At 41.1% G+C, this 12604-nt stretch carries 11 protein-coding genes; 4 read left to right on the top strand and 7 right to left on the bottom strand.

Features of this window, described 5'->3' with window-relative positions; genetic code table 11:
* Positions 1-23: 23 nt before the first annotated feature.
* The gene (locus tag Aso01_RS06555; protein ID WP_004937277.1) at positions 24-677 is read right to left on the bottom strand and encodes an A1S_1983 family putative colistin resistance protein; all 654 of its coding nucleotides are present in this window, start codon (positions 675-677) and stop codon (positions 24-26) included.
* Between the two features lie 97 nt (positions 678-774).
* Between Aso01_RS06555 and ispF the strand changes: the two genes are divergently transcribed.
* Positions 775-1266 (top strand): 2-C-methyl-D-erythritol 2,4-cyclodiphosphate synthase, encoded by a 492-nt coding sequence (gene ispF, locus Aso01_RS06550; protein WP_004937279.1) that lies wholly within the window; start codon positions 775-777, stop codon positions 1264-1266.
* On the opposite strand, the gene Aso01_RS06545 is transcribed toward ispF, so the two are convergent.
* The 6 genes from Aso01_RS06545 to brnQ all read right to left on the bottom strand — a co-directional run bounded on the left by Aso01_RS06545 (position 1254) and on the right by brnQ (position 9899).
* Entirely contained in the window at positions 1254-1778 is a 525-nt protein-coding gene (locus Aso01_RS06545; RefSeq protein WP_004937280.1) for a protein tyrosine phosphatase family protein, read from the bottom strand. The genes ispF and Aso01_RS06545 overlap by 13 nt on opposite strands.
* Before the next feature lie 154 nt (positions 1779-1932).
* Positions 1933-3657 (bottom strand): fructose-specific PTS transporter subunit EIIC, encoded by a 1725-nt coding sequence (locus Aso01_RS06540; RefSeq protein WP_004937282.1) that lies wholly within the window; start codon positions 3655-3657, stop codon positions 1933-1935.
* A gap of 4 nt (positions 3658-3661) precedes the next feature.
* Positions 3662-4594, bottom strand: coding sequence for a 1-phosphofructokinase (gene pfkB / locus Aso01_RS06535; protein WP_004937284.1), 933 nt, complete (start codon positions 4592-4594; stop codon positions 3662-3664).
* A 6-nt stretch (positions 4595-4600) separates the two neighbouring features.
* The gene (gene ptsP, locus Aso01_RS06530) at positions 4601-7450 is read right to left on the bottom strand and encodes a phosphoenolpyruvate--protein phosphotransferase (protein ID WP_004937287.1); all 2850 of its coding nucleotides are present in this window, start codon (positions 7448-7450) and stop codon (positions 4601-4603) included.
* Positions 7451-7918: 468 nt separating this feature from the next.
* Complete coding sequence (locus Aso01_RS16005; RefSeq protein ID WP_004937288.1) at positions 7919-8179, bottom strand: hypothetical protein; 261 nt, start codon at positions 8177-8179, stop codon at positions 7919-7921.
* A gap of 427 nt (positions 8180-8606) precedes the next feature.
* On the bottom strand, positions 8607-9899 hold the full coding sequence (brnQ, locus tag Aso01_RS06520) for a branched-chain amino acid transport system II carrier protein (RefSeq protein WP_025095157.1): 1293 nt from the start codon (positions 9897-9899) through the stop codon (positions 8607-8609).
* 359 nt (positions 9900-10258) lie between these two features.
* On the opposite strand from brnQ, the gene map reads away from it, so the two are divergent.
* The 3 genes from map to Aso01_RS06505 all read left to right on the top strand — a co-directional run bounded on the left by map (position 10259) and on the right by Aso01_RS06505 (position 12592).
* Positions 10259-11065: a type I methionyl aminopeptidase gene (map, locus tag Aso01_RS06515; protein ID WP_004937291.1), complete on the top strand. Its 807-nt coding sequence runs from the start codon at positions 10259-10261 to the stop codon at positions 11063-11065.
* A 109-nt stretch (positions 11066-11174) separates the two neighbouring features.
* Positions 11175-11618: an RDD family protein gene (locus Aso01_RS06510; protein ID WP_004937293.1), complete on the top strand. Its 444-nt coding sequence runs from the start codon at positions 11175-11177 to the stop codon at positions 11616-11618.
* A gap of 284 nt (positions 11619-11902) precedes the next feature.
* Positions 11903-12592, top strand: a complete 690-nt coding sequence (locus tag Aso01_RS06505; protein WP_004937297.1) for a PA4824 family protein — start codon at positions 11903-11905, stop codon at positions 12590-12592.
* Positions 12593-12604 lie beyond the last annotated feature (12 nt).

The raw sequence follows: 12604 nt of genomic DNA, 5'->3' as shown, positions 1-12604 counted from the left end.
CATGCATTCAGGTGTATGCCGATTTAATCGTAAAGCCGATAAATACCTGTAAAACGCTCACAGCCTTTTTGCTCGGTTTTAACAACTAAAAGGCTTTTTTGAAAATTAAATGTATACGCACAGTCGTGCTCGTTATCGACAATCTGATTTTTCTTCTCAGGTGAGGTATAAGCTAAAAAAGGCACAGTTTGGGTTTCAGATCGATTGTTCGGATTTCGATATGCAATTCCTTCAATCTTGATTTTATCTTTGCTTAATTGATGAACTTGTAAATGAACTGGCGATGTGGCTAATGTTCCATTGTCATATTTGAGAAAATGCTGTGTAAGCGTTTGATTTAAAGATGTATAAGTATTGAGTTCATCGGAGCGAACATCAAATTGTTGCTTGATACATTGAGAGGTTTTGCAAAGTTTGGTTTGATTCAGCCACAAGGTGTGAGTGTCTTTGAGCAACTGAACCGGTGCATCTGAAACCAGATAAGCGGTTAAAAATTTGCTGTCGAGTGCTTGGCGTGAGCTTTTAAACGTACCTGAGCAGATCTTTCCCTCAAGCGGTGTATCAGATTTTGCATCACAATTGCTCAATGGAAAAGCTTGGGCAAATGTACACCATCCACCAATCATTAGAACATAAGCTACGTTTTTTAAAGGAAATCTATCTGTATTAAACGGCATGATCGCTTATACTTTCATTTGACTTTGCTTCACGTACTATAGCGAAACCGCAAGCCAGAATACAAGATGAGTTGTTTATTTATAGAAGGAATGAATAGTGGTTGTACAAGTTCGAATTGGCCAGGGATTAGATGTGCATGCCTTTGAAGAGGGCGATCATGTCACACTGGCTGGAGTCAAGATTCCGCATTCACATGGCTTAAAAGCGCATTCAGATGGTGATGTCGTGTTACATGCATTGTCCGATGCACTTTTAGGAGCATTGGCATTAGGCGATATTGGTCAGCACTTTCCAGATACAGATCCAGCATTTAAAGGTGCGGATAGCCGAGTATTGCTTAAACATGTCTATCAGCTTATTTTGGATCGTGGCTATGTACTCAATAATGCGGATATCACGGTTGCCTGTGAGCGACCTAAGCTAGCCAAGCATAATCTTGACATGCGTCAGAGTATTGCTGATGTTTTGGAGGTTGATGTGACGCAGATCAGTATCAAGGCCACTACAACCGAACAGCTAGGTTTTACGGGACGTCAGGAAGGTATTCTGGCTACAGCAACCGTATTGATCTCGCATCAGGTAAAATGATCGGATTGATTCATGGTATTTTGAATATCGCGTGTTGCTTTACGGCCTTGAAGCTGTAAAGCAATACTGTGAATAATGCCCGTCCAAGTTTCGTTGGGTTGCCACACTTCTTCAAGTTGTGTTTGGGCCTCTGAAATATCAATATCCATATAATATTGACGATATAGGTACATCAAACAACTGACCCGATAATTTTTAGCACAATGAATCCAGACCATTTCATTACCGACAAGATGATCAATCAGGTCTAAAATTAACAAGCCTTGTTCAGCATTTGGCATATCCCATAACATAGGCAAATGGATATAATTGAGCCCAAGTTCGAGACAGATTCGATCTTCATGATTTAAGTGTGGATCAGCATCATTTAAGGCCAGATTAATGACGGTACTAAAGCCATATTCTTTAATACACTTAAGCTGTTCAGCGCTTGGCTGACCAGAACTAAAAAGATGTGCATGGATAGGTGCGAAGGCTGGAATTTCAGCAAGAGATTGTTCTAAAGATGTCATAAGCGTTTTGCTGAGTATTCATATTAAAGCTTAAAAATCACTTATAACTAATTCTTTATGACAAATCCAGACAATTTCGCTTATTCGTGACGAATCAAAAAATCAGGACATAAAAAAAGAGAGGATAACCTCTCTTTTTTATAACACGTATAACTTAAGCTTTCTGTGCAACCAAAGGTGCTGTTTCACGGCGCTTGAGTAAAGCGTAGCTCAGACCTGTTACTAAGCTGCCTGCAGCAATCGCAATGAGATACAGCCACGCGTGGTTGATTGCATTTGGAATCAGCAATACAAATACGCCACCATGCGGTGTAACCAGCTCGCAATGAAATAGTGCAACAAGCGCACCTGTGACTGCACCACCAGCGATACAGGTTGGAATTACTCGCATCGGATCTTTTGCTGCAAATGGAATTGCACCTTCAGAAATAAAACACAAGCCCAAAACAAATGCAGCCTTACCGGCATCGCGTTCGCCCGTATTAAATTTATTTTTCGCAAAGAATGTAGCCAGCGCCATTCCGAGTGCAGGTACCATACCGCCCGCCATTGTGGCAGCCATTGGCATATACGTATTGGTGGTTAAAAGGCCTACAGTAAAAGCATAAGCTGCTTTGTTGATTGGCCCACCCAAATCGATACACATCATCGATGCCAAAACAATTCCCATCAACACAGCGTTGGTTGTACCCATGTTGTTCAGGAAGTCTTTCATCATTTCAAAGATTTGAGCAACCGGACTACCCACAACATAGTACATGATCAAACCAACCGACAATGTTCCCAATAATGGAACAATGAGGATTGGTTTTAATGACTCAAGGCTGGTTGGCAACTTGATTTTTTTGGCCAAAAACAACGCGATATAACCAGCAAGGAAACCTGAAACAATCCCGCCTAAAAAACCTGCTTGCAACTGGGTCGCCAATAAGCCACCAATCAGTCCTGGTGTTAAGCCTGGGCGGTCGGCAATTGAATAGGCAATATAGCCAGACAACATCGGCACCATGAGTGTAAAGGCTGTTACACCAATTTGCTTCAAAATATAAGCTAAACTTCCGCTTTGTTCAGCAGCATTTAAACCAAAACATAGCGATAGTGCGATAAGCAAGCCACCCGCAACCACCATAGGTAGCATGAAAGAAACACCTGTCAGTAGGTGTTTGTACACGCCAGCCTTTTCTTTTGTCGCTGAGCCAGACGCTGCGGTTGCAGCTTGCTTGGACGATTCAAGAACCTTAGCTTCGCTAATCGCTTGTTGAAACGCCTTGTCAGTTTGTTTTAAGGCAAAGCCTGTGCTGCAACGATAAACGCGTTTGCCCACAAAGCGGTCGGTATTCACTTCAATATCTGTTGCCAAAATGACAATGTCGGCCGCTTCAATCGCTTCTGCTGTCAGAATGTTTTTTGCGCCAACAGAGCCTTGGGTTTCAACATCAATGATATAGTCGTGCTTGGTCGCACCTTGTTGTAAAGCCTCAGCAGCCATAAAGGTGTGCGCTACACCCGTTGGGCAAGCTGTGATTGCAACAAAGCGTTTTGCCTGATTGCCAGTTGAAGCTGTGAGTGAGGCAGACTCACTTGCAGCTTGAGCATTGTTTAAGGCATGACTGAGTAATTCATCTGTATTCTTTGTGGCATCATCCAAACGAATTTGTGCGACCAAGTTTGCAGGGTACGCAGCAACATTACTCGGTAGATCACCCAGAAACACCACAACATCGACATTATGCTGTGGAATGTCATCTTTTGATGCAATAGTCGTGCTGGTATAGCCCAATTTGTTTGCAGATTGAGTCAACTTTTTTGCCAAAATCGAAGCATTGACGTACTGCTGCGTACTATTGATCACAAATAAGAGGGATTGAACTGTCTGCATCAGATTAACTCAATGATTTGATAGTGGTTTGTTGTTTAAGATTCAACAGCTTTTCTTCTGTTGGTACGCGAAAGCCAATTTGGCTCACAGCATTACTTGCAATTGCAGTTGCCGTTTGAAGTGTTTCTTCGGCAGAGAGCTTGCTGACCAAACCATGTATCATTCCTGCCAACAATGAATCACCTGCACCTACTGTACTTTTCACTTCTACTTTAGGCGGCAACGATTTTAATGCTTGAGCAGGGTTGAGCCAGTGCACGCCGTCTTCACCCATCGAAATCACAACATGCTCAATACGGCTATCGAGCGCTTTAAACAATTCGATTTGTTCAGACAGTTCGGTGAGCTTCTTACCATAACTTTCTTCAAGTTCATCGGTATTGGGTTTGATCATCCAAGGATGCATTGAAATCGCGGCGACAAGTGCTTCACCACTGGTATCAATTGCGACCAGTTTATTGGCTTTTTGCAACATATCCATCAATGCTTTTAAATCGTCTACTGAAAATCCTTGTGGCAAACTTCCACCAATGACAACGCATTCGACTTCTTGAGCAGCCTGATGAATCTGAAGCATCAAGCGTTGCTTATCACTTTCGGAAACCAGAAAACCTTTACCATTAATATCTGTCATGCGGCCAGAGTATTCTGCAATTTTGACATTCTGGCGTGTTTCGCCCGGAATATAGATAAACTGATTTTCAAAGTGCATTTCTTCAAAGTGGCGATCAAAAATCTCTCGATTTCTTACCCCTAAGAAGCCCGAAACAATGACATCATGCCCCAAATCATGTAAGACCTGTGCAACATTTAATCCTTTACCTGCAGCATGTAGTTGTACATGCTGCTGACGATTGACTGCACCGACATGAAGTGTTTCAAGTTCGATAGTGATATCAATAGCTGGATTTAGAGTAATAGTTAAAATTTTTGCCATGGGTTATTATTCCGCCAATTCACGAACTGCAGTCGCACTATCGCAAAGCAATGCTTTTTGCGCGAGTTTTTGACACTCAGCATAATTTAAGTGGCGCACTTGAGCCTTAACCAGTGGAATGCTAGAAATTGACATACTGAGCTCATCAACACCAAGTCCCATTAAAATGGGTACAGCTTTAGGATCTGCGGCAAGTTCACCACAAATACCCACCCATTTGTTATTTGCATGTGCAGCACGTACCGTTTGATCAATTAAAAGCAGGATACTTGGGTGAAGTCCGTCTGCTTCAGCCGATAAAATCGGATGACCACGGTCAATTGCCATGGTGTATTGCGTTAAGTCATTTGTACCGATACTAAAGAAGTCGACCTCTTTAGCTAAAATAGGGGTCAAGAGCGCTGCGGAAGGAACCTCAATCATGATGCCGACTTCAAGGTTTTCACACGGATACTGCTGTAGTACTTCGTCTAAGATGCCTTTAGCAGCGCGCCATTCTTCAACTCGACCAACCATTGGAAACATAATGCGCAGTGGGCGATTATCTGCCGATTTAAGCAATGCAATTAATTGCTGACGCAGTAATGTTGGTTTGCGTAAAGTCAAACGAATACCGCGTAATCCCAAAAACGGATTTTCTTCGGCTGCAATCGGTAAGTATGGAAGTGGCTTGTCTCCACCTACATCAAGTGTACGAACGACAAGTGGACGGCCTTCGAGTGCATCAAGTACATGACGGTAATCTTTTTCTTGAGCTAATTCATCTGGTGCGCTGTTATGCGACATAAACACCAGTTCAGTTCGCAATAAGCCAATGGCTTCTGCGCCGTTTTGAACAGCTTTAGCCGTATCGACAATTTTTCCAACATTGGCAGCAATTTCGATTTGATGCTGGTCTGTGGTAATCGCTGGCTCGTGTGCAGATTTTTCAGCTTCTTCACGGCGTAGACGCTGTACTTCGCGTTCACGAATTGCATGTTCAATCTGTTCAGGTGAAGGATTCACTTCGAATTCACCTGTGTCACCGTTAATGAGTACAACTGCATGCGAATCAATGTTCAGTACAGCATCACCTGCACCCACAACAGCCGGAATACCTAAAGCACGAGCGACAATGGCACTGTGGGCACTTGCACCACCAATCGATGTCAGAATACCTGCGACACGGTCTTTGTTTAGGCGGGCAACATCGCTCGGACCTACATCATGCATAATCAGGATATAAGGCTGTTCTGGCTCTTCCACTTCAGGCTCATTACACAAAATGGCCAAAACCTTATCGCCGATATCACGCAAATCAGCAGCACGTTCTGCAAGCAGTTTATCCTTCAAGCCTTCTTGTGCCTTGGCTGCTTTTTCAATATGTTCATGCCATGCAGCGGCCGCACTTAAATTGTGATTTAACGCCAAATGAACTTGTTGAATCAGATCTGGGTCATCAAGCATTTCAAGGTGAGCAAGAAAAATTTGCTTGATGTCTTTCGATGCAGATTTTGAAATGTATTGGTGAATGGTGTTTTTAACCGTACGAATTGCAATTTCAAGCTTTTCTTTTTCTTCTTTTAAACTGCCTGCATAACGATCGTAATTAAATTTTTTCGGCTTAATGACATGCGCAGGGCCAAATGCTAAACCAGAAGAGGCTGCAATACCGCAATGGGTAATTTCATACTGTTCGGTTTCAGCCGAGCTGTCCTGATCAAGTGCTGAATTTAAAAACAGATTTTCTTCAATTGGCTCAACCTCTTCACCTAAACCATCACGTACAGCCTCGACAATCTGATCGAGTGCCAAAATTGCATCTGTATCAGGTTCTGCAATAAAGGTTAGGCGTTGACCACGTTGACAACCCAAAGACAGGAGTTTAGTCAGGCTTTTTGCAGAAACAAAACTACCACCATCTACTGATACCTGAAGATCACCACTAAAGGTTTTGGTTAGGTTCACCAGTTGTGTTGCCGGGCGTGCATGTAAACCATGGGCATTGGCAAGTAGAATATTGCGTGAAGGCCAGTCTGGAATCGTTTCTGCACCAACAAGTTTGGCAATTTGATTGCTAGATTGCTCATCGTCTAGCTGTTGTTGTACTTGTGGTTGAAACAGCACATCCATCAAGCGGTTAAATTGTTGTGTATCGAGCTGTTCATTTTCAGCAATACAAATCAGGGTTTTGATGGTACTGCCTTGAAAAGCCAATGGTTGTTTAGCTTTCACAATACTCACGGCAGGTTGTTTTACATAACCTGAACCTGAAATTGACCAAAGATCATCTTGAATTTGAATCGTATTTTTAGGATTAAGTTGACTAATAAAACCAGGTTCAACCAATTTTTGTTGTTTGAGAAGCTTACTTGCATTCCAGAAGAAGTCTTCGATATCGTCAACCTGTGTATCGGTTTGAATTAAATTTTCATGCAAGACCAATGATTGGGGCTGTGCTTGTAAAATTTCGATAATCTGTTCTGCTGTTGTAGCAGACTTAACCAACTCATGTACATCTTTACTCAACGCACGCGTCAGAATTTGTAAAACCTGCAAATGTTCATCTGATTTTGCTGCAATAACCACAGCCAAGTAAATAACATTTTCACCGTCCCAGACAACGCCGTCTGGAAAATGTGCTAAACGAACACCTGTGTTTAAAATAAATTCTCGTGATTGTGGTGTTCCATGTGGAATCGCAATCCCTTGACCCAAATATGTCGCGCTTTGCTTTTCACGTGCCTCTAGTCCAGAAAGATATTCAGCAGTTACGAGTTGGTCTTCAACCAGAATATTTATTAAACATTGTAGCGCTTCTGCTTTATCACCAGCATGTTGATGCATGTGAACATGTTGGGGCTCAAGTACTAACATAAAGCTTCCTTTGATAATTTTAATGAAGACCTTGAAATGCTCAGGATATAAAAAAGAAGCCAATTCATCGTCATTTTAAATCAAGTTAAACTTAAAAATAGGACTTAGCTTCCGGTGAAACTTTAACAGAACTTCATAAAATTATCGATATGATAAAGTACCAACTCACTTATTTTTTAGTCAAAAGCTCAAACAAAAATAGAAACTTTTCTGCAAGTTACATATAATTCGTCAAATTGATTTAGTAAGCGGATGCGGCTATAAAAGCGGGTGACTTTAAACGCAAGTATTAAGCGGGAGTAATGATGCGAGTAATTGAACGTATTTTAAAGCGATAAGTCATGATATTTTGAATAGAACATATAAGATTAAATAAGAGAGAAGGGCAATTGGCAAAAATGGTCAAAAAATAAAAATAATAAAAGTGAGTAAGTAATTTAAGCTCAAACAGATGAAAAAAATGGATGATTACTCATCCATTTTTTCTAATTTAGATTTGGCTCTTTCGGCACCCAGTTTTCGAAACTTATGGTCGACGAAAGCCCATACACAGAAGGCGAAAGATACGATCAAGGCATAGCCAAAGTATTCGGGCTTTAAGTTACCCTTAATCATGCCTTGAAACATGATCGTAAGCATCAGAGCAAACGTGGTTACTCCATATACGACCATATTTGAGGTCTTCAGAGTGTTAATGAAGACTTGCTTATTGAAATGTATTGATGACATCTCCACCCCTCCCATGTTGTTTATTTACGTTTAAATCACAGTAGCGAATTGCTATATCATTTGTTGTACTGCGATTTAGATTCTATTTCAAGAGTTGATACTATTATTTTTTCACTCGATATACAAAAATGATAATACACTGCATCATTATTCAAGAAAAATAATAATATTTAGCTCGAAAATATTAAAGCATCTTAAAGTGTAGCTTCAGTATACGATAGGAATAACGCGATCAATATTCGACAAAAGTGTCACGTAGATGCTTCATTATTGTTAAGCAAAAAATGAGCCAGAAAAGATAGTTTTAGAATTTTTATCAGTATCAAATAAAAAATGCCTGTTTTGGGTAAAAACGACGGCATTTTTATTGATTGCAAGATGCGGCTTGGATAAAGCACGCGCTTACATTGACGATGGGTGAAAACGATTAATTTTTCACTTTATCGATCACAATAGAAATGACGAGTACCACTAAAGATGGGATCAACCATGCTAAATTTTGCTCATTGAGTGGCAAATGTTGCACAAACGATGGAAGTGCATCTGTGAAACCGGCTGTTTTTAAGCCTTCTATAATACCAAACAAGAATGAGCATGCAGTTACAGGGCCTACAACGTTGGATGGTTTTTTCCAGAATTTCCAGAAGAAACTCAGCATAATCACCACAATTGCAGGTGGATAAATTGCAGTCAGCACCGGTACCGACACCGCAATCAGTTTAGTCAAACCAAGATTTGAGATAATAAGCGAGAAACCGACCAGCACAAATACAAATAATTTGTAAGGAAGTTTGGTTAATTGCGCGAAATACTCAGCACATGCACAGGTGAGGCCAATCGCGGTCACCATACAGGCAAGGAAAATCAGGCCAGATAAAAACCAAGTACCTAGGTTTCCAAAGGCATGCTGCACATAAGCGTGCAAAATCACAGCACCGTTGCTCGCATTTGGTGCAACTTCATGACTACCTAAGCCGAGTTTAAACAAGCTTAAATAAACCAGTGTTAAACCAATACCAGAAATAATGCTGGCAATGACAGCATAACGTGTAACCAGTTTCGGATCACGTACACCACGCGAGTAAATCGCCTGAATAATGACGATACCAAAAACCAGCGCACCCAAAGTATCCATAGTCAAATAGCCATTTACAAAACCTTCCGACACCGGGTTGGTGACGTAGTTGTTGATGGCTGGTGGGATATAACCTGATGGAATTGCAACCGCAGCAATACCTAAAATCGCCAAGGCGAAAATCTTAAGAGGCGCCAGTACATGGCCAACGGTATCGAGAAGTTTGTTTGGATACAATGAAACCAAAGTCACTACAGCAAAATACACGATACTGTAGATCAGCAAACTGCTTGCAGATGTGCCAAAAAACGATGAAAAGCCAATTTCATACGAAACAGTGGCAGTTCGTGGAGTAGCAAAAAGTGGACCGACAGACAGATAACACACAACGGTCAAAATTAAGCTGAAAACACGTCCAAGTGGTGAGCTGATCATCGCGATTGAACCTTCCATACGAGACAAGGCCATAATCGTGATGACTGGTAGACCCACTGCAGTGATCAAGAATCCTGCAGCAGCCAGCCAGACGTGTTCACCTGCTTGTTGTGCAACAATCGGTGGGAAGATAATATTGCCAGCCCCAATAAATAGAGCAAAGGTCATAAACCCCAATGCAATAATATCTGAAGTACGAAGACTAGTCATAAAAAAGGTGAGACGCAGTAAAGAAGCGCGAATTTTAGAGCAAAAGGAGCCATTTTTGTGCAATTCGCACGGCCCAAAAATTAATAAAAACACCTATTTGCTGCCTGATTGTTTAGTAAAAAAGCACACTGTTTAATTTATATACTTGATATCTTTGCCAACATTTTTAATTTCAAACTTTTATTGCGAATAAAATTTTTATTCATTTATTCATCAAATTTACATTAAATGTGCAAATATTAATCTATTTTGAGTTTTTATTGTGTTGTGCCGAATTGGAAATTGAACCATTCCATGATAGTTATGTTAATGATTCTCAAAACTAGTATAATAAGTCGGATACGACCGAGGGTAATTACATGCGTGCATCAACTGTAACGATTAAAGACCAGCAAGACTTAGAACATCTACGTGTATCTGGGCGTTTGGCTGCTCAAGTGCTTGAAATGATCGGTCAATTTGTAAAGCCTGGCGTGAGTACAGATGAGCTTGATCAACGTTGTCATGATTTTATTGTAAATACGCTGAACGTAATTCCAGCAAATGTCGGCTATCACGGCTTTACCAAGACCATCTGTACCTCAGTCAATGAGGTAGTCTGTCATGGTATTCCATCGCCAAGTAAAATTTTACAAGATGGCGATATTATCAATATCGATGTTGCGATTATTAAAGATGGATATTTTGGTGATACCAGTCGCATGTATCTGGTGGGAGATGTACAACCAGAAGCAAAAAAACTGGTGATGACCACTTATAATGCGATGCGTGCCGGAATACTCAGTGTCAAACCTGGCGCTACTTTGGGCGACATTGGTCATGCCATTCAAAAAGTTGCCGAAACTGAAGGTTATTCCATTGTGCGTGAATATTGTGGTCATGGAATTGGAAAGGTCTATCATGAACAGCCGAATATTCTGCACTATGGTCAACCGAATCAGGGCATGGTATTGCAAAAGGGGATGGTATTTACCATTGAGCCGATGGTAAATGCGGGCAAACAGCATGTGAAAGAATTGAGTGATGGCTGGACTGTGGTAACTACGGATAAATCTTTATCTGCACAATGGGAACATATGGTGGCGGTGACTGATACAGGTTTTGAGTTACTCACGCCGTGGCCAGAAGGAACCGGAATTTATCCTGAAATTGAACAATTAACATAAGTTGTAAACAGACCTCAACATGTGTCTAAAGCTTTTGAGGTCTGCACAAATAAGAAATCATGATCATTTTTAGTTTAAAAAATCTAAAACACAATAATGAGACATCATCATGACCTATAAATATGAATATGCGGGATTTTGGTTGCGTGTAGGTGCAACAGTTATTGATACCTTGATTATTTTGCTTGCAGTGATTCCTGCGGCTTGGATTTTTTACCATGGCGATATGGATTTGATCTTTTCGACTGGATTAAGTGATCGACAATCTTCGCCTTGGTTTGATGCAATCATCAACTACGTTTTTCCATTTATTTATTCCATTTTGTTTTGGATTTTTTTAAAAGGAACACCTGGCAAACGTTTGATGCGCTTAAAAGTACTCGATGAACAAACGGGACATCCCTTAACATGGGGGCAAGCTATTTTGCGCTATATTGGTTATTTTCCATCAACTTTGGTTTTATTTTTGGGCTTTTTCTGGATCGCTTTTGATAGCAAGAAGCAAGGCTGGCATGACAAAATGGCCAAAACAGTGGTGGTTCGCGAGCTATAGACCGCTAAAATTTTTAAATGCACGTCTTGTAAATTAATTTTAGAGAAATATAATACGTGCAAATTTAATACGAGGAGACCCTAAGTGGGAAGTTGTTCGAGGTTGTGCTGTCAAACGGTTAAGCGCGTTATTCTCTGAGCAAGTTAGTACACATTTAGGGTGGCTATCTTGCAATGAGATAGCCTGTTTATCATTTTTCATCATGTTCTTCTTATCCGTCTGCATTTTTTGCTGGGCAGAATGTCGTCTTCTTGCTTAGGCCTCCTGTGATCTGGGAGAAGCCTATGTGGTTACATGCTTCGTTACTAAAACTCTTGAGCATGCAATGCTTATGTGCGTGGCTGTGTATTTTGTTTGTGCAATATGTACACGCAAGCCCGCTTTTAAATACTGATGATCCTGAGATCACAGCGTATGCCCATTGCCAGCTTGAGACTTCTGTTGTGGCATCTAAGCCATCAGCAACTGTTTCACAGTTCAATACAGCCTGCCAAGTAGTGAAAGGCGTAGAAACATCACTTGGATATGCGAACACCTCTGCCACAGCCAACTCGACAGCATGGTCTGCGCAAATTAAATCGGTATTGGTGCCCATGCAACGCTGGGGGCTTGCCGCAAGCCTTAGCACAACAAAAAATGATTCACCGGTAGGGGACCAACGAGCTTGGTTTCTCAATTTTCCTTCTGCTGTTTCACTCAATGATGGACACATCCATTTGTATAGCAATATTGGCTATCAAAAGGTGCAATCGCATGACGATTTGATGCGTTGGAGCACAGCAATGGATATTGGGCTCACCCAAAATACAGGAATCAGTTTAGAGTTTTTTAATCAAGACCGTCAGGCGCCACTTACTCAAGCTGTTATACATCATGTTTTTTCAGATGTTTTGAGTTTAGAGTTTTTATTTGGCCAGCGCTTACAAGATTTTCGACAGCGATGGTTTGGCTTTGGCCTGAGCTTTACGCCTTAATTTTTATTTTCT

The sequence above is a fragment of the Acinetobacter soli genome, assembly GCF_000760595.1.
Taxonomy (GTDB): domain Bacteria; phylum Pseudomonadota; class Gammaproteobacteria; order Pseudomonadales; family Moraxellaceae; genus Acinetobacter; species Acinetobacter soli.
The sequence above is the reverse complement of the archived record's forward strand: the minus strand, read 5'-3'. Positions and strand labels throughout refer to the sequence as shown.